Source organism: Kurthia sp. Dielmo, assembly GCF_000307285.2.
In the GTDB taxonomy this organism is placed as follows: domain Bacteria; phylum Bacillota; class Bacilli; order Bacillales_A; family Planococcaceae; genus Kurthia; species Kurthia populi.
In genome coordinates this window covers 79,257-100,038 of the sequence record NZ_HE578958.1, presented here as the reverse complement: position 1 = coordinate 100,038, position 20,782 = coordinate 79,257, and the positions used below count along the sequence as shown (strand labels likewise).

The 20,782-nt window shown below is 39.7% G+C and carries 18 protein-coding genes and 3 pseudogenes; 14 read left to right on the top strand and 7 right to left on the bottom strand.

The features are described 5' to 3' along the window. Both KTHG_RS21185 and KTHG_RS09040 read left to right on the top strand, forming a co-directional pair. Nucleotides 1-188: pseudogene (locus tag KTHG_RS21185) on the top strand (amidohydrolase); the annotation flags it as partial. Between the two features lie 216 nt (nucleotides 189-404). Continuing rightward, a complete protein-coding gene (locus KTHG_RS09040) occupies nucleotides 405-791 on the top strand; it encodes a hypothetical protein (RefSeq protein WP_139992970.1) in 387 nt (128 codons plus the stop codon). A gap of 43 nt (nucleotides 792-834) precedes the next feature. Here KTHG_RS09040 and KTHG_RS09035 read toward each other — a convergent pair whose 3' ends face one another. Beyond that, nucleotides 835-2,529: a methyl-accepting chemotaxis protein gene (locus tag KTHG_RS09035; RefSeq protein ID WP_139992968.1), complete on the bottom strand. Its 1,695-nt coding sequence runs from the start codon at nucleotides 2,527-2,529 to the stop codon at nucleotides 835-837. 192 nt (nucleotides 2,530-2,721) lie between these two features. Here KTHG_RS09035 and KTHG_RS09030 point away from each other — a divergent pair, with 192 nt between their 5' ends. After that, on the top strand, nucleotides 2,722-3,285 hold the full coding sequence (locus KTHG_RS09030) for a YdcF family protein (protein WP_139992966.1): 564 nt from the start codon (nucleotides 2,722-2,724) through the stop codon (nucleotides 3,283-3,285). A 122-nt stretch (nucleotides 3,286-3,407) separates the two neighbouring features. On the opposite strand, the gene brnQ is transcribed toward KTHG_RS09030, so the two are convergent. Then, nucleotides 3,408-4,751: a branched-chain amino acid transport system II carrier protein gene (gene brnQ, locus KTHG_RS09025; protein ID WP_255411585.1), complete on the bottom strand. Its 1,344-nt coding sequence runs from the start codon at nucleotides 4,749-4,751 to the stop codon at nucleotides 3,408-3,410. A 594-nt stretch (nucleotides 4,752-5,345) separates the two neighbouring features. On the opposite strand from brnQ, the gene KTHG_RS09020 reads away from it, so the two are divergent. Further along, entirely contained in the window at nucleotides 5,346-5,645 is a 300-nt protein-coding gene (locus KTHG_RS09020; RefSeq protein ID WP_139992964.1) for a hypothetical protein, read from the top strand. A gap of 65 nt (nucleotides 5,646-5,710) precedes the next feature. Here KTHG_RS09020 and KTHG_RS09015 read toward each other — a convergent pair whose 3' ends face one another. Then, nucleotides 5,711-9,295: a right-handed parallel beta-helix repeat-containing protein gene (locus KTHG_RS09015; RefSeq protein ID WP_139992962.1), complete on the bottom strand. Its 3,585-nt coding sequence runs from the start codon at nucleotides 9,293-9,295 to the stop codon at nucleotides 5,711-5,713. Nucleotides 9,296-9,423: 128 nt separating this feature from the next. On the opposite strand from KTHG_RS09015, the gene aac(6') reads away from it, so the two are divergent. From aac(6') to KTHG_RS09000, 3 genes are all read left to right on the top strand, one after another. Continuing rightward, complete coding sequence (aac(6'), locus tag KTHG_RS09010; protein WP_139992960.1) at nucleotides 9,424-9,861, top strand: aminoglycoside 6'-N-acetyltransferase; 438 nt, start codon at nucleotides 9,424-9,426, stop codon at nucleotides 9,859-9,861. Between the two features lie 655 nt (nucleotides 9,862-10,516). After that, on the top strand, nucleotides 10,517-10,981 hold the full coding sequence (locus tag KTHG_RS09005; protein ID WP_139992958.1) for a DUF6985 domain-containing protein: 465 nt from the start codon (nucleotides 10,517-10,519) through the stop codon (nucleotides 10,979-10,981). Nucleotides 10,982-11,065: 84 nt separating this feature from the next. Continuing rightward, nucleotides 11,066-11,419, top strand: coding sequence for a DUF2247 family protein (locus KTHG_RS09000; protein ID WP_186439542.1), 354 nt, complete (start codon nucleotides 11,066-11,068; stop codon nucleotides 11,417-11,419). 300 nt (nucleotides 11,420-11,719) lie between these two features. Here KTHG_RS09000 and KTHG_RS08995 read toward each other — a convergent pair whose 3' ends face one another. Beyond that, a complete protein-coding gene (locus tag KTHG_RS08995; protein ID WP_186439541.1) occupies nucleotides 11,720-12,895 on the bottom strand; it encodes an aminotransferase in 1,176 nt (391 codons plus the stop codon). Beyond that, nucleotides 12,895-13,395, bottom strand: a complete 501-nt coding sequence (locus tag KTHG_RS08990; protein ID WP_126991770.1) for an Lrp/AsnC family transcriptional regulator — start codon at nucleotides 13,393-13,395, stop codon at nucleotides 12,895-12,897. Before KTHG_RS08990 ends, KTHG_RS08995 begins: the two co-directional genes overlap by 1 nt. Nucleotides 13,396-13,656: 261 nt before the next feature. Here KTHG_RS08990 and KTHG_RS21180 point away from each other — a divergent pair, with 261 nt between their 5' ends. Then, nucleotides 13,657-13,806: a hypothetical protein gene (locus KTHG_RS21180; RefSeq protein WP_186439540.1), complete on the top strand. Its 150-nt coding sequence runs from the start codon at nucleotides 13,657-13,659 to the stop codon at nucleotides 13,804-13,806. Between the two features lie 38 nt (nucleotides 13,807-13,844). Here the strand turns inward: KTHG_RS21180 and KTHG_RS08985 are convergent, their stop codons facing one another. Then, complete coding sequence (locus KTHG_RS08985; protein ID WP_139992954.1) at nucleotides 13,845-14,711, bottom strand: hypothetical protein; 867 nt, start codon at nucleotides 14,709-14,711, stop codon at nucleotides 13,845-13,847. Between the two features lie 240 nt (nucleotides 14,712-14,951). Here KTHG_RS08985 and KTHG_RS08980 point away from each other — a divergent pair, with 240 nt between their 5' ends. The 3 genes from KTHG_RS08980 (at nucleotide 14,952) to KTHG_RS08970 (ending at nucleotide 16,907) form a co-directional block, all read left to right on the top strand. Next, on the top strand, nucleotides 14,952-15,674 hold the full coding sequence (locus tag KTHG_RS08980; protein WP_139992952.1) for a hypothetical protein: 723 nt from the start codon (nucleotides 14,952-14,954) through the stop codon (nucleotides 15,672-15,674). 73 nt (nucleotides 15,675-15,747) lie between these two features. Then, entirely contained in the window at nucleotides 15,748-16,527 is a 780-nt protein-coding gene (locus tag KTHG_RS08975) for a TatD family hydrolase (RefSeq protein ID WP_139992950.1), read from the top strand. Between the two features lie 71 nt (nucleotides 16,528-16,598). Further along, nucleotides 16,599-16,907: a DUF3243 domain-containing protein gene (locus KTHG_RS08970; protein ID WP_139992948.1), complete on the top strand. Its 309-nt coding sequence runs from the start codon at nucleotides 16,599-16,601 to the stop codon at nucleotides 16,905-16,907. 49 nt (nucleotides 16,908-16,956) lie between these two features. Here KTHG_RS08970 and KTHG_RS08965 read toward each other — a convergent pair whose 3' ends face one another. Next, nucleotides 16,957-17,688 carry a DUF2087 domain-containing protein gene (locus tag KTHG_RS08965; protein WP_255512418.1) on the bottom strand — a complete coding sequence of 244 codons (732 nt, stop codon included), beginning with the start codon at nucleotides 17,686-17,688 and terminating at the stop codon, nucleotides 16,957-16,959. A 188-nt stretch (nucleotides 17,689-17,876) separates the two neighbouring features. On the opposite strand from KTHG_RS08965, the gene KTHG_RS08960 reads away from it, so the two are divergent. The 3 genes and pseudogenes from KTHG_RS08960 to KTHG_RS08950 all read left to right on the top strand — a co-directional run. Further along, nucleotides 17,877-18,509, top strand: coding sequence for a hypothetical protein (locus tag KTHG_RS08960; protein ID WP_126991776.1), 633 nt, complete (start codon nucleotides 17,877-17,879; stop codon nucleotides 18,507-18,509). 90 nt (nucleotides 18,510-18,599) lie between these two features. Further along, nucleotides 18,600-20,293: pseudogene (locus KTHG_RS08955) on the top strand (FAD-dependent oxidoreductase). Nucleotides 20,294-20,493: 200 nt separating this feature from the next. Continuing rightward, nucleotides 20,494-20,782 (top strand): annotated as a pseudogene (locus KTHG_RS08950) (proline dehydrogenase family protein); the annotation flags it as partial.

Sequence of the window (20,782 nt, the reverse complement as noted above, 5' to 3'; positions counted from 1 at the left end):
TTGGTGATGAAGCACTTGTGCCGCATACACCTGCCTTTCGTGAAGCGGCAAACTCGGACTATGGCTATGGCGCACTGATTCGCGGCGCAAAGGCATTGGCGCTTACTGGGCTAGACTATCTTGAGCAACCTACATTATTAGCGCAAGCAAAAACAGCACATGCACAGGCATTAGCAGCAAAACAATAACTCACGAATTATGCAGTAGAAATCTAAAAGACACTTTCAATATACAAATATTGAAAGTGTCTTTTGATGTGTAAAATAGTAAAGAGAATTTTAGCCAACTTTAAGAATACAAGAGGAGCGACTAATCCAAACCTATTTAAAAAATTGACAACATGGTAGAAAAGGAATGAAGACGGGTATAAAAGAACGTAACATAAAAAAGAAAGGGTGTGCAAAATGGGCGGTCCCACAGCAATGTATGCAGTTAGGTGTGACGACAATACATGGATGCAGATGCAAAGAATTTCAATTTTTAATTCGGGCAATACGGCAGAGTTTCGTGCGGAGATTTGTCGGCAGTTACGCGCCAATCGCTATGCGGTGATTCACTATTCGGATGAGCTCGTTATTTTAGTGGATGAGCTCGCAGCTTACAAGGAACATCAACCGATTTGGTCAATTTGTCTACAAAATGGCACGCAAATGGATATTCCCGGAACCCTTTTCTTCTCGCGTACAAGTCCGACAGACCGCGGGATTCAACTGATTAATATTCGTGCATCGGATATTTTTAATATTCGTTGCTTTGCGAATATTTGTTTTAAAGGATGGACACAAGATTAAAAAGCAGGAGCCACGTCAATCGCGTGATTCCTGCCTTTTTTAATTATTGAATTTTAAAGAAATGCATTTCACGTAATAAGGATTCTGCGCGCTGTGATAGCGATTCCGCGGCGGCGGTTACTTCCTGCATTGAAGCAAGTTGCTCTTCAGACGCAGCGGCTACGCTTTCTGAGTTGCCAGAAGCATCTTGTGATAGCGTCGCAATTTGTTGCATCGCATCGACGATATGCGTTGCTGAGGCAGACATTTGCTGTGCAACGGCTGTAATGTCCATAATTTGACCAGAAATATGGACAACCGCTTCATTAATTTTATTAAAGCCAGTACCAGCTTGTGAGACAGCCTTCATACCGGCAGACACATCTTCAGAGCCACGCGTCATCGCCACAACAGCTTGTTTTGTATCACTTTGAATCTCAGCAATTAATTTCGCAATATCATCGGCAGATTGTTTCGATTGCTCTGCAAGGTGACGCACTTCATCTGCAACGACCGCAAAGCCCTTACCATGCTCACCAGCACGAGCCGCTTCAATCGCTGCATTGAGTGCTAGTAAATTTGTTTGATCTGAGATGTCGGTAATGACACTCACAATATCAGCAATCGCCGCCGAACGGTTATTTAATGAGTGAATACGTTGTGCTGTATCATTCGTTGAGGTGCTAATTTGACTCATCTGTGTAATGACCTGCTCGATAGATTGCTGTCCGATTTGCGCGATTTGTGTCGCATTGTCCGATAGCTCCGCAACTGAATGTGTTGCTTCGGCAACGCGGGATACACCAATTGACATTTCTTCTAGTGCACGTTTATTTTCATCAATATATTCCTCTTGCATGCGCGAGCCTGATGCCACCTCTTGAATCGATGAGGTGATTTGTTCGGTTGCTTTTGATGTTTGGTCCGAGCTCGCCATTAATTGCTCAGATGACGACGCCACATGCTCACTACTTTCTGATACCGTTTGAACGAGTCCACGTAAATTTTCGACCATTTGATTAAAGGCTGTCGTTAAAGCACCCACCTCATCTTTTGAACGGATATCAAGTGTAGCTACAGTTAAATCACCATTTGCGACACGCTGCGTTGCTTCTGTGACGCGCTTGATAGGCTCACTCATAATGCGTGCAAAAATCATACTTGCAAGCATTGCTGCAATGATTGCAATTGCTGTTAAAATAATCATAAAAATAAATACTTGTGACGTATGCTTGTTATTTAGCTCATTTTGCTTCTCCATATCCTCCGCTACTTTTGTTGCATATGTTTGCGCAGTTTTCATCATTTCTTGCCCAACAGGGTAGACCTTCATTTGCCAATAATTAATCGCTTCTTTTTCTGTACCACCATTTTTCACTAATGTATTCATGTCATAGAATTGCGTTTTAAAATCATTATTTAATGCTAATAAATGGTTCATCGTATCTTTGTCTTGCTGCTTAGTAATAAGTTGTTGCGACGTATGTAGACGTGTATCAATTTCATCTTTTGCCTTATTAAATTCTTCCTCATTTTTAAGTGCTGTTGATACAATCAAGCCACGCACGGATAATGACTGCTTCACAGATTCACTAACGACAACCTGCATATTATTGCGGACTTGCCCTTCGTTATCAATTAGTTTTGAATACGAATTCGTTGTTGAGTGTAAGGAGTAAATGGAATAACCAATCAATGCGCCAAACGCGATTGTAATACTTAATAACACAGTTAAAATCTTTGCTTTAATGCTTTTCATACAAACCCTCCATTCTTTTTTTGAAAATTCAATTTATTATATATGAATAAAAAGAATCAGTCTATAGCAATCTTTTTGATGGGTATTTTGTTCTTTTTATTCACTAAACAATGACTTAGTATCTAATTCAAAAAAATAGGGAGCAACTTATTGTAAAAAAATACGTACTATGAAGAAAAGGTAGGGGATTTGATGAAAAAATGGATTATCGGTCTACTTGTGGTCGTAGTCAGTATCATAGGAGTGCTATTTGCCTGTGTCATGAGTGGTGCTAAAACGACAGCTAACGGACAAGCGAATTATATGATTATTTTAGGGGCCAAGGTGAAGGCGAGCGGAGAACCTTCATTAGCATTGAAGGAGCGCTTAGATGCGGCGGTACCTTATTTGAAAAAATATCCGCATGTGAATGTCATCGTCTCTGGTGGTAAAGGAGCCGATGAGCCGCAGTCAGAGGCAGCAGTAATGGCCAATTATTTAATCGCACATGGAATTGAGGCGACGCGTATTGTGAAAGAAGATGAGTCGATGTCAACGACAGAAAATCTGCGCTACTCAAAAAAATTATTACCAAAAAATGAGACAGCGATTACGCTCGTTTCCAACGATTTTCATTTGTATCGTGCCGGCTATTTAGCGAAAAAAGAGGGCTTAACGGCCGATAGAGTAGCGGCAAAAACGCCTGAGTCCGTTACCGTACAACTGCATATTCGCGAAATGGCCGCTGTCGCAAAAACATGGGTAGTAGGTGAATAAGGAGAAATCGCTAACAATAGCGATTTTTTTGTACAGCGAAAAACCGGAACCACGCCATAGCGCGATTCCGGTTTTTTTAATGCTCGATAGGAGACACGTATGTCAAGGCTTCCAATACGTGCTTATGCTTTTTTAAAAAGTGTGTAGACGTAGCCAAGTAATGCGCCGACGAAAGCCGGAACAATCCAGCCAAGTCCTAAGCTATAAAATGGCAGGAATTCGGCATAAAATGCGACGATGCTATCAAGGAAGTCGAGCTGTGCTGCTTTTACATTCGGAATTAATGCCGTATAGGCATCCATAATACTGATGAAGAATGTAAAGAACATTGCGGTCGCAAATACGGCACGACGCGCTTTAAATAATGGTGCACAAAGCGCTAAAAGAATTAATACAATGGCAAGTGGATATAAGAACATTAATACCGGTACAGAGTACGTAATGATATTATTTAAACCAAAGTTGGCAATTGTAAATGATACGGCACATAAAATGAAGACGTACCATTTATAGCTAATGCGCGGGAATACTTCATGGAAAAACTCACTACATGATGTGATTAAGCCGATACTTGTTTTTAAACAAGCAAGCACGATGATGATGGCGAGTAAAATGGCGCCAAATGAGCCGAAGTAATGATCTGCCACTGCTGCAAAAATAAGTGCCCCATTTTCAAATGAGCCGATTGTGCCAACACTCATTGCCCCCATATACGTAATGAAGCCATAAATGATACTCATTAGAAGAATGGCGAAAAGACCTGCTTTCCATGTTGTGTTAGCAATGGCTTTTTTATCGGTAATGCCTTGTTGCTTAATCGCATTGATGACAACGATACCAAAGGCTAGTGACGCAAGCGCATCAAGCGTGTTATAGCCTTCTTTGAAGCCGCTAATAAAGGCATGGTCGATATAATCACCTACAGCGCCCTGAAATGAGCTCATTGGCTTAATCACACTAATAATAATTAATACGAATAAGAAAATTAAAAAGGCCGGTGTTAAATATTTACCGATATAATCCATGATTTTTGCGGGATTTAATGAGAAATAATAAACGATCGCAAAAAAGATGAAGCTAAATAATGCTAGAAATAATGTCAGATGTTCTGGTGCGATAAACGGCTCAAAACCAACTGTGAAAGGTACAGTCGCAGTACGAGGAATCGCAAAGAATGGACCGATTGTTAAATAAAGCGCAACAGAGAATACAAGCCCAAATATTGGGTGTACGCGACTACCAAGATCACGCAGACCGTTACTACCTGTTAGGCCAATTGCTAAAATGCCGAGTAATGGTAGTCCCGTTGCGGTCACGAGGAAACCGATTAATGCCGGCCAAAAGTTTTCGCCGGCCATTTGTCCAAGCTGAATAGGGAAGATTAAGTTCCCAGCACCGAAAAATAGCCCAAATAGCATCGTGCCAATTAGTGCGTAGGTTGAAAATGAAACATTGTTTTTACTCAAAAGAGTGCCCTTCTTTCTATAAAAGATTAGATACATACAAAGCGAGATAGATAACAGAAGGTAAGATATGTCCTAAAATAATAAAAAGGAATCGCTACAATACGCAATTCCTTTGGACATAATATGTCTAATTTGCCTCGTCAACAGCACTATAACATTGAAAGAATACATCAACTCGTTCAATAGCACTTCAATAACGTACAATCATACGCATTCCTTTTAACGGTAGACAGCCGGATACGCTTACTAAAATTCAGCGAATCTTCTCGGAGAGGATTTTCAATCAAATCGGTACACTGCCTTTCACCATTTCAGCAGTTCTCTGTGCTACCTATCGGATGTACTCGTTCTCGTCAATGAATTTGTATGCTCTATGTTGTGAATTATCGTAACAAACTGATAATTCTATGTCAATAGTCATTTTATGTCTTTGAGAAAAAATAATAGGTCCAAAATCCTGCAAATTATTTTTAGGAAAAAATAGTGAGTAATAAGACCTTTTATTATAAAAAATATTTATTTAATAATGCTTATATGGTAAATTAGCATCAGATAAAAAATACTATAATCGACTTGAGAAGAAGGAGTATGAAAATGATGAAAAAATGGGTATTTGCATTATGCGGCGTGGCTCTTGTGACAGCTACACCATTGACAGCAAGCGCAGCAACTGTGGAAGATCAAGCAGTCGTTGTTGAAACAAAAACAGAAAAAGTGACATGGAAACCGATGAGTGATAACGCTGCTGCCAAAACGGATGAGGTAGCGATTACTGAGGTAGCGATTACACCGGATAAACCGGCTACAACGAAAAAGACGACGAAGAAAAAAGCAGCGAAAAAGAAAAAACGACGAAGAAAAAATCGTCAAAGAAAAAATAACCCTTTCTCTTAAGTCGTGGCTATATAAATAAAAAGTAGGTAGCGCAATGAGCGATACCTACTTTTTTTAATACATTATTATTCTTTTGATTCCCAAAGCATTAAATCATCTTCGGTAATCAGTGTTTTATCGACTAGTGGATCTGATTGTTTCGCAAAGCGGTAATCGGTATTTTGAATCGCTTTTTGGACGATATTACGTACAAGGCCCGCATTGCCAAATGTTTCATCGCGGTATTCATACGCATTCATTAAATAAAATGAGAGTGCGCGTAAAGCCTGCTCGGAATAGTGATAGCCGGATTGCTGTGCCATTTGTGTCGCAATAGCTAGCAACTGTTCCGGTGTGTAATCAGGGAAGTTTAGCCAATCACGGAAGCGGCGCTGTAACCCTTCATTTTGATTAATAAATTGGGTCATTTTTTCGGGGTAACCGGCGATAATAACGACCATTTCATCGCGGTATTGCTCTAAATAGTTTAGTAACGTGTCGACGACGCGCTTGCCGACGTCTTCATTGCCATATTGAGCGAGCTGATAGGCTTCATCAATAAATAACACACCATGGCGCGCTCGCTGAATATAATGTTGCGTGAAGCGCTCGATATCACCGACATGTGGCCCGACGAGCATATCACGTGTTACTTCAACTAATTCACCTCGTTCCACAATACCGAGTGCCTCATAAATTTTCGCGATAATGCGTGCGACGACTGTTTTCCCAGTGCCAGGATGTCCTGTTAATACAAAATTCGTCGTTAAATGCTCGACACCTTTGTCCTCATCACGGTAGTAACGTGTCAGCTCAATCAGCTTAGTAACGGATTGTTTCACATTGTCTAGCCCAACGAGAGTGTATAATTCATCGAGTGCCTCTTGCAGCATGTCCTCTTGAATAGGAACGGTGAAATCGCGCTTTTGCGGGCTTGCCACAACGGTTTTTACATCATCAATCGTAATCGTTGAGAGCAGCTCCTTCGTCCATAATGTACGATCGATGTCCATACAACGTAGCTTTTGAGCAGTCACCATTTTTGCGACATCATTACGAACAGTCCGAGCATTGGCAAAATAGCTATCTTTTTTACGCCATAAGCGAATAAATTCCTTTAGTAGCGCCTCTTTTGCACGCGCATCAAGCGTTCGTTTTTGCTGCGTTAGCATATTATCAGCAATCTGTACCATTTCTTCCGGTGTATAATCTTCAAAATGGAAAAACTGTGTAAAGCGACTTTCAAAGCCTGGATTGCTTTTTAAAAAATGCTGCATTTCCTCAGGATAACCCGCCGCAATAACGACAAATTCCCCGCGATGTTTTTCCATTGCCTCCAATAGCACTTCAATTGCCTCAGAACCAAAATCCTTTGAGCTATGACGATTTGATAGCGCGTAGGCTTCATCAATAAATAAAATACCACCCATCGCCTCATCGATTTTCTCCTGCGTTTTTGGTGCCGTTTGCCCGATATAAGGACCAACTAATTGCTCGCGATTTACTTGCACAACATGCCCTTTTTCGAGTAAGCCAAGCTCCTTATACAGCTTGGCTAAAATATGGGCAAAAGTTGTTTTCCCTGTCCCAGGGTTACCATATAATACCGTGTGACTTGCAATCGTTTGAATCGGGTCATCAAAGCCAAGCTCTGCCACTTCGGTATTAAACTGCGAAATACGTACAAGATCATGGAGCGATTTTTTAATTTTTGGTAAGCCCACTAATGCATCTAACTCTTTTAAAGCACTAATTTCCTGTGTTTTTGGGGTACTAATTTTAAAGCGTACAGGGCCTGTAGAGGCAACCGTTTCACCTTCTTTTAAATAGTTACCGCGCGTATTGCCAGCGTAATCTGGCGTAATGAGTTGCACCGCTGTGGCGTCTTTTTTTTCGTATACCCCATACTGCTTATTATGCTCGAAGCGGCTATCTGTCACCGTTGCACTTGCATTTGAGTGAATGTAGAGACCATTACGCTCCGCATATTCTAAAATACTGTCGGTCATTTGTAGTGCCGCCATGCTCGCTACATAAATATTGTCATAGCCACTCGTCCGAATTGTCGTATGTTGTAAAATACTATTGCTATTTTCCTTTAAGATGACGCCGTATTCTTTCGCATCGCTTAAACGGCTATTTGCGAGCGTCAAATCGCTATCATCGAGTGAAATATTGCTATAGCCATTGAGCGCAATATCACAATTATCAATCGTTGCAACACTGCCTTCCTTTAGCCACACACCATGTTCATTATTACGTTCAATCGTTGAACTTTTGACATGTAGCGTTGATTGACTACCGCCAACACCAGGATAACGACATTCGGAAACTTTACAATCATCCATCTCGATTGTGGCTTGCTCACGTGCCCACACACCATTTTGATTGGCCTTTGTTAGCGTACAGCGCGTCATCGTTAGGCGACTACTTTTTTCCACAATTAAATGCGAAGCCTCCTGATTATTGAACTGACAATCGTGAATATTCGCTATTGCGCGGTCCTTTAACCACACACCGCTTTGTAAGCCATCAAACAAATCGCATGTCTCCATTTCAATTTCGCTCGTCTCCACACCGACTGCCGGGTATTTATTACGGAATAGTTTTGACTGCTTGAGCGTTACTTTACTATTATCTGATATCCATAGCCCATTTTTAGCGGAATCATGCAATGTACAATCAATGATACTGCCATCACTATTAATAAAGCATACATTTGATCCTGCATTATGATTGAAATCACAGCCTGTCACATGCGCAATCGAGCGCTTGGAAATATATAGCCCATCTGATGCGGAATGGTCAATGCGGCAATCCTGTAAATTAATCATGGAATCAGCAAGCTCGATATTGGCATAAATATTATGCCTAATCGTACAATCAAGCACCTGAGCCTTCGATTGATCTTTCATCCAAATACCACATTGATTGGAATTTAGTAGCTGTGTCTGTTCAATAAAAAGTTGACTATGCGCGATGCTAATATTTGGCTTCGCATTATTGGATAATTCGCTTCGTGTAATGCTAATCACACTTTGATTTAGTGCCCATAGGCCGGCACCATCCTGACTATTTTTCGAGATGCTATCAGATAATGTGGTTTTAGTGCCGTCTACTTTAATGTTCGATTCGACGGAGCGTAACACTTTCGAGTGATGCACTAATAGCTCACCATCAATTGTTGAAATACCAAACTTTTTACAGTCTAAAATCGTACTATGTTCAACTGTGACAGATGCTTGCTGACTATAAAGTCCAATGGTCGCACCATGAATGGTCGTACTTTGAATGATCGTTTGCGCCTTCGTAAAAATACCGTAGTCCCCACCACGGATTTGACATTGCACAAATGTCGTAGGTGCAAAAATGTCAAGAGCGTTAGCGGCAGTAGGTTCAAACGTACAATTTGCAAAATACGGCGTGCCTTTTTCGACTGTCACAGTGGAATGGAAATGTATATTTTCAAAGCGCACATTGGCCTGTACGCGAATCGGTTGTTTAAAAATAGTTGCTTGTCCGCGGACACGGATGTTTTTCGCAATAGTTAATGGTTCTTGAAATTGTCCTGTAATGTCGATTGTATCGCCATCTACCGCTACTTCTAGTGCAGCGGCAATGGTTTTGTAGGGAGAAAAAGATTCTGTTGATACGATTAATGTTTGTCCCACTGTTGCTCACCTCATGTTCTTCAAATACGTCTAATCTTTCTATACCCCAACTTAATTTTAACGAAAACATGGTTGCCTTTTTCATATAGGGGAAACAGGTAGTATATCCAAACGAGGGAGGAAGTAAAATGATTCGTCAAGCAGAAAAAAATGAGGCGATGCGTGTCGCCGAGCTTGCGCTATTACTATGGCCAAACAATGATTTAGCAGCATTTACAAAGGAATTTAAAGCATGGATTGAGGATGACGAGACATTGATTTTACTCGCGTTAGATCAAGGCTATGCAGTTGGCTTTGCTCAGTGTCAGCTGCGTCATGATTATGTGGAGGGCACCGATTCATCTCCTGTTGGTTATTTAGAGGGACTATATGTTAAGAAAGCGTACCGCATGAAAGGCATCGCGAATGAACTCGTGAAGAGCTGTGAGCTTTGGGCTAAGGATAAAAAATGTCGCGAGTTTGCGAGTGATTGTAAGTTATCAAATGATGCCAGTATTAGAATGCATAAAAAGCTAGGTTTTACCGAGGCCAATCGTATCGTATGTTTTACAAAGACGCTGCGTTAACTGACGATGCACAGAAAAATGACTTATATGAAATCGTTTAGGAGCTCAGGAAGCGGGTTTTGACTACAACATAATTAAAAATAAGTGCCAAAATCCAGCTATTTTCATACGAAAAAATAAGTAGTTACTAAATAACGTGTAAAAAAGCTGTCAATGAAAATTTTTATTTACGATTTTTTATCAAATGATCATTATTTTTAAGTAATGCAAAATACGGATTTTAACCGATAAAGGGCTAAAACGAGGCTGTTTTGGCGCTCTGACGGGTGCTTTTGTACTCAAAAATCAAGATGGAAACAAAAATGATGTCATTTATTTAACGCACACGAAAATGTGTCATTATAAAGCACTGACAGCGAAGAAAGGGGGCTTATAAATGCCCGAAATCGCATAAAATGGGTCGAAAATCGTCCTCTATGGGGTGTTTTTCGCCCGTTTTTAATTACTTGAATGGACAAAAGTTAGTAATTATCGCCAAACATTTACTATTTATTTTTGATAAACTAGGAAAAGGACAGATATATACGATTTTTATAGCGCTATTTTCTTAGAAATGACGCATATTTAAAATTAAGTCGTATCTAAAACACGCTATCTGAGGTAATCAGTTAGTTGTGATTGTTTATTTCAAAATAAACCAAAGGGGATACATAGAATGATTAAAAATATTAGAGACTATGATGGTGAATTAGAAGCTGATGCGTATATCAATTTATTTGAAAAAGAGATTGAAATTCATTTTGAAAGCGAAGAGGATATTGCCTATGCAGAACTATGTGTGGCGCATTTCAATACACTAAGCGAAGAACAGATTACGCAGCTTTGTGAAGCAGCTATTCGTTATTGCAATGAGTTTTTAGAAGAGATTGATGAGGAGCCACAAATTTTTGCAACGCCGCGCGATGTATTAAAAGAAATCACACCACGTGGTATGCAAATTACACAGCCAGCAGACCGTACTGTACCGATTATTGATTTAGAATTAGATTGTAGTTGGGAAGAGGAGCATGGTATGCAGTGGGTTATTCGAGGCGATAAGGTGCTATATGTAGGTGCCTATGAGGGTGTAGATCCCGAGGGAGACTGCGGTGCAGGGGAAGATTGGAATTATATCGTATGACAAATGAACAATTATTATTTTCAGATGAATTATTCGTCATGCCAGAAAATCCGCTATCCTTTAGCGATATCGTACGAATTTTTAATGGAGCATATTACACTAGACTGGGATAGGCTTTATTTTGGTTTGAAAAGTGCGTATATTCCACTAGATTATGCCGTGAAAAAGGCGCTAGAAGAAGTGTTTAGTGGTGCACAGTCAGATACAGTGCTCGCACTTGCTTCTATTTTTAAGAGCGAGGATGCATTAGCAGCACAATACGTAGAGGATTTAGTGGCGGAGCACGTCATTTCACGTGCGCTACTAACGGATGAAACGCATATGCTACGCTGTAAAAATCAATTTCTATATGTAGCAATGCTTTGGCTATATGAAAACCGCGATGACTATAATCAATCAATTTTGAAGAACCCTTTCAGCCGTTTGAGTATAATGTAAAGGTCTATGACGTATTATATGATTTTAAATTGCCTTCGCTTGTGGCAGAGGAATTTTACCGTTTCACGATTATGTATCAAGTGACAGAGGACAATAAAAAAGGCTATCTCACCGCGTGGGAGCAGTTTTTAAGCGAACAAAAATTAATCGCAACACAAAGAGGCTGAGACATACGTGTAAAAAAACAACTGCTCCTATGAGCATAAAAAAACCGGAATCCCGCTGTGGCGCGGTTCCGGTTTTTCGTTGCGAACGCTAAAAAAGGAACATGACGTATTTTGTCACAGTCTCTTTCATGCATTATTTTTCTAATGATTCGACGAAGCGTTTAATACGTGTTACCGCTTCTTGTAGATTTTCAAGTGATGAAGCATATGAGCAGCGAATATGTCCCTCGCCACTTTCTCCGAATACATCACCAGGTACAACGGCTACTTTTTCCTGTTGTAATAACTGCTCAGCAAACTCCTGCGAGCTAAGACCTGTTGATTTAATTGACGGGAAGGCATAGAATGCACCGCCAGGATTATGACAGCTAAGGCCCATTTCATTAAAGGATTCGACGATAAAGTTACGACGACGACGGTAGCTTTTGACCATCATGTCGACTTCGGGGCGACCGTTGCGTAGAGCTTCAATGGCCGCATACTGTGCCATAGTCGATGCACACATTAATTGATATTGAAATACTTTTAGCATTGCCTCTGAAATTTCCTGTGGTGCACAAACAAAGCCTAAGCGCCAGCCAGTCATCGCAAAGCCTTTTGAGAAGCCATTGATTAAAATCGTACGCTCGCGCATATCATTGATTGCCGCAAAGCTCGTATAGTTTTCATCATAAGCAAGCTCCGCATAAATTTCATCCGAAATCACGAGTAAGTCATGCTTGATGGCATATGTGGCAATGCCTTCTAAATCAGCTTTTGATAGCATCGTACCGGTTGGGTTATTTGGTGAACAAATCATAATCGCTTTTGTACGTTCAGTTGTCACCGCTTCTAATTGCTCCGGTAAAATTTTGAAGTCATTTTCCTGTAAAGCCTGTACCGTCACCGCAGTACCGCCTGCAAGCTCGACAGTCGGTACATAGGATACGAAGCAAGGCTCAACAACAATTACTTCATCGCCCGGATCTAAAATCGTGCGCATCGCAATATCGATTGCAGAGCTTGCGCCAACGGTTACGATGACTTCATGTTCTGGATCGTATGTAACATCAAATTCATTATACATATACTGTGCAATTTCTTGACGTAGTTCAAGAAGTCCTGCATTTGGCGTATAGGCAGTGAAACCTTGTTCGAGTGAACGAATGGCTTCTTCCCGTACATGCCATGGTGTCACAAAATCAGGCTCACCAACACCAAGTGAAATAACACCCTCCATCCCTGCTGCTAAGTCGAAAAATTTACGAATACCAGATGGCTTCAGCTCGCTCACCATTTTGGAAACATAGCTTTTTCTAGATGTAATCATTATGGAGACACCACGATTCGTTTATCTTGATTGCCAGCCTCTAAAACTGTGCCATCGTGCTTGTATTTCTTTAAAATGAAATGCGTTGTTGTTGAGATGACGGAATCAAGTGTTGATAATTTTTGTGACACGAAGTTTGCGACCTCATTCATTGATTTGCCTTCAACGATAACGGATAAATCGTAGGCACCTGACATCAAGTAGACAGATTGCACTTTGTCGAAGCGGTAAATGCGCTCTGCAATATCATCAAAGCCAACACCTTGTTTTGGTGTTACTTTGACATCGATCATTGCGCGTACGCCTGGGTGCTCTTCAATCTTTGTCCAGTCAACAAGGGATAAATAGCGTACAATAATTTTTTGATCTTCTAATTTTTTGACAGCAGCTTCAGTTTCTTCTAATGTATACCCGACCATTTTAGCTACATTCGCTAAATCCATACGAGCGTCTTTTTCTAAGATTTCAACAATTTCGATTTCTTGTGCTGTAAGTTTCATAAATTGCCCTCCAATGATGATGAGAAAAGGTGCTCTCATCCATAATATCCGAATTTTTACATAAACTATTTGAATTATCACATAATTCGAATGTATCTATTTTACAATAGACAACGTATAAAAGAAACGCTGTATTACAACAAAATGTTGCGAATTCGTGGAAAATGATATGAAAACAGAAAAATTACGGGCGAAAGGCTAGAACTTGTAGTGCGCGTTGCTGTTTCATCTGTGTTACAATCGCACATGAGGTGAGGCGTTATGCGCTGTGGAACGAAGCGATTTACGATTGAATATGAACAGGATGGAAAGCGTCAAACGACCGAAGTGCAGGCGCGCACGATGGCAGAGGCACGTAAGCAAGTGCGAATGACATGTGGCGGCAAGGTCATTCAAGTTAAAACAACGTAAAAAAGAGGAGGGATCCTATTAGGGTCCTTCCTCTTTTGTTATAAAATATTTTTAGCCATCACAATAACGGCAAATAAATAAAAGCCACAATACATAATAATCGCGTAAAAGTAATGCATACTGAGCTTATGATAGCGATGCTCATACCAAATATAAACGGCGATGTGAAGCGTAATCAGGCAAAGGAAAATTGCTGCATTAAACATTGTCGCAGCCGAAATATACGCTAAAAAGATAATGGCTCCCACAACGAGAATGACGATTGACCAAAGTGGCGTTTTCAGGAGTGTGCGTTTTGGAATATCTAGACGATGACGTAACCATGCGGATACACCAGCATTTAAAAGAATTAAGACAAATAAGGCGACAAAAAATAGATTGGGTGTTTGCGGGAAGAAAATATCATATAATTGCTGTTCTTGTGCTGTATTCGCAAAATCATAATAGTGTTTTTGGTCGACATCGTACAATACCGCATGAGGCTCTGCTAATAATAGCTGATAGCGTTTTTGCTCTTTTTTGTCATTCATCATAATGAAGTCCATCCAGGCCTCGCTACGTGACGGTGCGCTTGTTGTTGTCGCATTTGCTACAGCCTCGTTCACCTGTTTAAGCGTTTTGGTGTCGGTGATTTTTTGGTTCGTAAAATAAAAAATAGACGGCTTCGCTAAAAAATGATCATTAGGTGCGTTAACATGAGCTGCTGAATAAATCGTCGTCGCAGTAATTTTGTCAACTGTTGCGGTTTTTGCTGTCCATTGTGGCACGTAAGTCATAGATAGAATCGGTACTAAGGCAATTGCCACAAACGCAACGAGATAGACGATTTTCTCTGTTTTTAAAAAATAAAATATAGCCACAAGAGAAGTAAGGCCAATAATAAGAACAATCAGTAATTCAATCATATATCGAAAAAATCCCCCTTTCTATTCCATAGTATGATGATAATTAACAATAAGTTCAAATAATTTTTTAACGCTTTTTGGGAAAGTGCGTTTTGCCAGTAGACATCATAGCTTAGAAGGTACCCATTTTTGTTGTAAATTATCTAGGTTAATTGGCTGCTTTTAGGCCTTCGGTTTTAAGTCCTTCAAATACGAGAATAATACTACTACAACTATTTTTAGCGAAAGGGGCTAGTAACGATGAGAATCAGTGTAACCGAGGCAGCGAAAGCTTTAAAGTTAACGACTGAGCAAGTGATTGAGCGATGTGAAGACGAGCGCTTATTTGCAATTCAGGAAAATGGCATCTGGATTCTCGATAGTGATTATTTAGCAGAAACCTTTCCTGCAGAAGTGTGGGTATTTCCAGATCCTACACTCGGACCGGTAGCAATCTTTATTGCCAGTGAGGAAATTCGTTTGTTTTATAAAATGCATCAAACGAGGGAGAGCTATTTTGACGAGCATTATGACACCTTAAAAAAAGAGTATCATATAGAGCAGGAGCCATTTACAATGGCAGATGTCGTGTGGGAGGACATCGAAAAATATCCGGATATGGTGGATGTCGCCTATTATAGTAAAGAATTTTGCGAGGAGCAGCATTTAGAGTTTACCGAGCGCTATCCACGAATGTATCGGGGCTATCCGATTGAGACACCGGACTTTGTCGATTTATTTTTAGAAGAGGAAATGATGACGACCGAAAGCTTTGTGCTGAGTGAGAATTTTATCGGATTTGAAAAGGGCTATCGCCTGTACCGCGTGTTAAAATACGAGGATTCTTTTATGCCAGGGTTATTTATGGAAGTAGCATTTGAACAGCAGAGCCTGCGTGAAGTGACGTTACTTGGCACGAAGCAGCAAATAATTGATAACTACAAATTAACAACAGAGCAGGCGAATGAACTGGAAGATTTGTAGGAAACAATATCATTGTATAACGGCATATAACATCGTATGATAAGGATATTGTTTAACGAAAAGGACTGACAACATGATTGATATTGGCTTAAATTTAACGGAAGATCAATTTTTAGGAAAAGAACGTGATGTACTGACACGCGCACTAGAAGCGGGTGTCAAACAAATGATTTTAACAGGTGGTAGTGTAGAAGGTAGTGAGCGTGCATTAGCGATGGCGAAGAAGCATGAGCATGTATTGTTTTCAACAGCTGGTGTGCACCCACATGATGCGAAAACATTTGATAATACATCTGCGGAGCGTTTACGTGCCCTTTATAAAGACCCACAAGTGATTGCGGTTGGAGAATGTGGCCTTGATTTTGACCGCAACTATTCAGACCCAGCGGACCAATACCGCGTATTTGAGACACAGCTTTCTTTAGCTGAAGAAAATGATTTACCGATTTTTTTACATGAACGTGCAGCACATCTCGAATTTATCGATGTTATGAAGCAGCATCCGGCACTTATTGAACGTGCAGTTGTACACTGCTTCACTGGTGATAAGGAGCAACTTAAAAATTATTTGGATTTAGGCTTTCATATAGGTGTGACGGGCTGGGTATGTGATCCAAAACGCGGTACGGAATTACGTGATGCACTACAATATATGCCACTAGACCGTCTAATGATTGAGACAGATGCACCGTATTTAATTCCAAAAAATTTGAAACCGAAGCCCAAATCACGTACGAATGAACCAATGTATTTACCGCATATCGGCCGTGAAATTGCGGATATTATGCAAGTAGAGGAAACGGTGTTTTTTGAAACAGTAGCTGAGAATACAAAGCGATTTTTCAAACTATAATGTTTAATTAGATAAATAAAGGGCATCCTAATACATGTACTAGTACAAACTATTTCAAGGAGGTTCTAGCAATGGATGAAAATTTAAACCAAGTAGATAAAAAGTTAAATAATTTAACTCCCGAACAGAAGCAAAAAATCTTAGATGATTTTGAAGATTTCAAATCTTATTTAGGTAAGCAAGTATCACGTGGTGAAAAACTTGGATTGAGCGAAGAAACGTTAGCAAAAGGTGCTAAATTCGTCGCAGAACATCTAGCTAAAAATGAAGATCCGCAAAATAGTGAGCAAAATTTACTGCAAGAGTTATGGAAAGTTACACAATCAGATGAAGAAAAAACAACACTTTCGACATTACTTGTGCGACTCGTTCAACAATAAATTATCTTGAAAAAACCAGGTGTCTTTTAATAGCACCTGGTTTTTTTGGCTAAGAATGAGCTGTCAGTTCATAATGTGAACCGTCATCACTACGCGTCATAAAGCCATATTCAATTAAATAGCGGCGTAGCGAAACGTAATCTTCATGAACGCCTTTCAAAATGGCATTGACCTGTGCCTCTGTATACGATTTTTTTGCTTCAAATCGTGTGATAATATGCTGCAGTATGACAATTTTGCGCTTTTCTTTACTCGGAATGGTCTCGATAGCACCATCTAAACCTTCTTTAAAATAGTTACTTAAAATCTTTTGGCGCTCATCATTTGTTATGGCATAACGTTCATCCACTTGCTTTGCCCCCTCATGTATCGAATATGGATGTGGTGTTTTTAATAGTTCCATTAACGCTAAATAATAATGTGCTTGGCGCTCACGCTCGCGCATTTTAAAACGATGTTGTCGGACAGTTGAGACACTTGAAATGGTATCGGACTTTTCAACAATTTCCTCATCACTTAAGCCCTCATAAAAATAGCGTAGCATTTCCACCTGAATATCTGAGAGACCAATGTCTTTTTTAGGGCGTTGTAAAAGCATTTCAAAATTGCCGCCATGTACTTCGCTTATATGTTGTTGCATTTTATACGTAGCATCAAAAAAACGACCGTCTATTGAAAAAATTTCATGAACAGATAAGGTCAAATCACAATATAAACAATGGAGTTGCTCATTATCCGTTTTATAACCAAGGTGTAAAGACACCTTTTCAATATTTTTCATAAACAAAAACACCTTTCGTTTGTTTTATAATAAACAATATATATATTATTTAAATAAATGTAAACAAAAAATAAAAAGTTTATAAAGTAATAGAAAACACTATAATGGTATGGTATTCTTAATAAAGTATTTGAATTTTTCTAAAATTAATGTGTTTTCGATATGTGATAAGGGAGTAAAGCAATCAAATGAACAATCAAATTATACAAAAAAATTGTTTGTTTTTAATTGATCAAGCGCAATTCACTGTCTTTCTGGAAGAGAAAGCATTGCTAGAGGATGCATTACCGGCGTCCCCTGCTTGGTCAACGATGACAGATGATTATGAAACAGCGAAACTTTCGATATGGGCGCAGTTAAATAGTGAGCGTTTAGTCAGTGTTCGAAATTGGGAAAAATCATTTGTTTATCCAGCAAATTATTATTTGATGGAAATTATGTACAATCATCCAGCAGTCACAGATTTTCTACAAAAATATGCTTATTATGCGCCTTCAGCGTATGTATTGGCACATTTTATATTGCAAAAAACAACAGAAGGATTAAGTAAAATAATGGATACTAAAAATGTTCAATATTTTAATTCATTTGATTCTCAGACGAAGCTTTACTATGATGCTGTACAAAAATCAGAAGAGAACGAGCGCTTTCAAAGTCATCAACGCAAGCTAATACATGCATTGATTAAAGATCGTAATCATAACAATGTTTATGGTGAAAGTGTAAAAATTGCGGTGCGTAATGCGGCAGGTTGGCTTATTGCACATAAAATAGAGCCTTTAAAAATGACGTTCTCTGATGAAGAAATGAAAACTTTCTAGTAGCAATGCTAGGAAGTTTTTTACGTAATGTATTGTTTTAATACCCCTATAGGTATAAAATTAAGCTATATTCAATAATGGAGGGATAGTATGTCGAAAAAAGTTGTTGTGATCGGCGGCGTAGCAGGAGGAGCTTCTACTGCTGCACGTGTTCGTCGTTTAGATGAAAAAGCTGAGATTATTATGCTTGAAAAAGGTCCACATGTATCATTTTCTAATTGTTCATTACCGTTTCATTTAAGTGGAATTGTTAAGAATAGCGAAAAATTATTAATGATGGATCCGGTACAATTTAAGAAAAATACAATATTGATGCACGTGTTTTTCAAGAGGTAACACATATTGATAAAGTGAATAAAAAAGTGACAATACATAATCATGCAACAGGTGAAACAAGTGATGAGAGCTATGATGTGTTGGTGCTGTCTCCAGGCGCCAAACCAATCGTACCAGCGCTTCCGGGTATCGATGCGACACATGTTTTCACAGTGCGTAATGTCGTGGATATTGAACGCTTACAGCAGTATGTATCACAAGATACGATTGAAAATATCGCCGTTATCGGTGGTGGGTTTATCGGTGTAGAAGTGGCAGAAAATCTACGCCTAGCGAATAAAAATGTTGCACTGATTGAATTTGCACCACAAGTAATGGCGCCATTTGATGACGATATGGTTCAAATCATTCATAAGGAGATGCTTGATAAAGGCATTGATTTACGTGTAGGAGATGGTCTTGCATCTATCGAGGACAAAACAGTTACATTGCAGTCAGGTAAGCAAGTAAAAGCGGATGCAGTCGTACTAGCCATTGGCGTTCGTCCAGATACTACTTTAGCAGAGGATGCGGGCTTAGATATTGGTGAAACGGGTGCCATTGTTGTCGATGGTAATTATGTTACAAGTGATCCATCGATTTATGCGGTAGGCGATGCGATTGAAGTATTCCACCAAATTTTGCATAAGAAAACACGTCTTGCGCTGGCAGGACCAGCTCAAAAACAAGCGCGTGCAGCGGCAGACCACATGTACGGCATCACAAACCGTCACCGCGGTGTCATTGGTTCATCAAGCATTCAAATTTTTGATTACGCATGTGCGACAACGGGCATCAATGAGCGCACAGCACGTGAAGCAGGTATGACAGTCGATAGCGTTTATGTTATTTCGCCTGATAAAGTGGGGTTAATGCTGAATAGTAATCCGCTTCATTTCAAATTAATTTTTGAAGTGCCAACAGGAAAGATTGTCGGTGCACAAGCAATTGGTAAAGGCAATGCGGACAAACGAATTGATGTCATTGCGACGCTTATTTCATTTGGTGGCACAGTCGATGATTTAAAAGATTTAGAGTTATCGTATTCACCAATGTATGGCACAGCCAAGGATGTTGTGAATATGGCGGCACTCGTAGCGGATAATCTTTTAGCGGGGCGCTTCAAGCAAGTTCATGTGTCACAAACGCGTGAATTAGTAGAATCAGGGGCCTATATTGTCGATGTGCGTGAAGAGGCAGAATTAAAAAATGGCATGCTAAAAGGTGCACATAATATTCCTTTAAGCCAGTTACGTGAACGTATGGATGAAATTCCTCGCGATATTCCAGTTTATATTCACTGTCGTTCTGCACAACGAAGCTATAACGCAACGGTAGCGCTTCAAGGTGCTGGCTTTACAAATGTAAAAAATATGGCAGGCTCATTCTTAGGCACATGCTTATATGAATATTTCCGTGATACAACAGAAGGTCGCGAGCCGATTGTAACGAACTATAACTTTAAATAATACCTATAAGGGTATAAAAGGTCTTTCTTTTTGCAAAAGAAAGGCCTTTTATTATGCTTCAAAAATATTTTTTATGAATGATGAAAGCGCTTTAGTAAACGTTTTTCTGTGATAAACGAGAAAAAGTAGAAAAAATAATAGTTGCAAAAATAAAAAAACGTTTTATGCTTCAAATCAAATAATGCAAGGGGGTTTGGGCAATGGCTGAACTACTAAAAAATTTCTTTTTGACACTATCAAATAATCGTACGCTAAATGCAGGGGCACAAAAATTTGGATTGAAATTAGGTGCACAATCTGTCGTGGCGGGGACAAATATTGACGAGGCAGTCGAGACCATTCGTCATTTGAATGAGCAGGGCATCGAAGCAACAATTGATAATTTAGGGGAATTTGTACATGACCGCGCTGAAGCAACAGCAGCAAAAGAGCAAATTTTAGCAGTCGTAGAAGCGATTCATGCGAGTGGTGTTCAATCCCATATTTCGA

Bases quoted from the DNA above. Each gene is read 5' to 3' on its own strand.
- KTHG_RS09040 (WP_139992970.1), top strand. From the start codon at position 405: ATGGGCGGTCCCACAGCAATGTATGCAGTTAGGTGTGACGACAATACA.
- KTHG_RS09035 (WP_139992968.1), bottom strand. From the start codon at position 2,529: ATGAAAAGCATTAAAGCAAAGATTTTAACTGTGTTATTAAGTATTACA.
- KTHG_RS09030 (WP_139992966.1), top strand. From the start codon at position 2,722: ATGAAAAAATGGATTATCGGTCTACTTGTGGTCGTAGTCAGTATCATA.
- KTHG_RS09020 (WP_139992964.1), top strand. From the start codon at position 5,346: ATGATGAAAAAATGGGTATTTGCATTATGCGGCGTGGCTCTTGTGACA.
- KTHG_RS09005 (WP_139992958.1), top strand. From the start codon at position 10,517: ATGATTAAAAATATTAGAGACTATGATGGTGAATTAGAAGCTGATGCG.
- KTHG_RS09000 (WP_186439542.1), top strand. From the start codon at position 11,066: ATGGAGCATATTACACTAGACTGGGATAGGCTTTATTTTGGTTTGAAA.
- KTHG_RS08995 (WP_186439541.1), bottom strand. From the start codon at position 12,895: ATGATTACATCTAGAAAAAGCTATGTTTCCAAAATGGTGAGCGAGCTG.
- KTHG_RS08990 (WP_126991770.1), bottom strand. From the start codon at position 13,395: ATGAAACTTACAGCACAAGAAATCGAAATTGTTGAAATCTTAGAAAAA.
- KTHG_RS21180 (WP_186439540.1), top strand. From the start codon at position 13,657: ATGCGCTGTGGAACGAAGCGATTTACGATTGAATATGAACAGGATGGA.
- KTHG_RS08985 (WP_139992954.1), bottom strand. From the start codon at position 14,711: ATGATTGAATTACTGATTGTTCTTATTATTGGCCTTACTTCTCTTGTG.
- KTHG_RS08980 (WP_139992952.1), top strand. From the start codon at position 14,952: ATGAGAATCAGTGTAACCGAGGCAGCGAAAGCTTTAAAGTTAACGACT.
- KTHG_RS08975 (WP_139992950.1), top strand. From the start codon at position 15,748: ATGATTGATATTGGCTTAAATTTAACGGAAGATCAATTTTTAGGAAAA.
- KTHG_RS08970 (WP_139992948.1), top strand. From the start codon at position 16,599: ATGGATGAAAATTTAAACCAAGTAGATAAAAAGTTAAATAATTTAACT.
- KTHG_RS08965 (WP_255512418.1), bottom strand. From the start codon at position 17,688: ATGAAAAATATTGAAAAGGTGTCTTTACACCTTGGTTATAAAACGGAT.
- KTHG_RS08960 (WP_126991776.1), top strand. From the start codon at position 17,877: ATGAACAATCAAATTATACAAAAAAATTGTTTGTTTTTAATTGATCAA.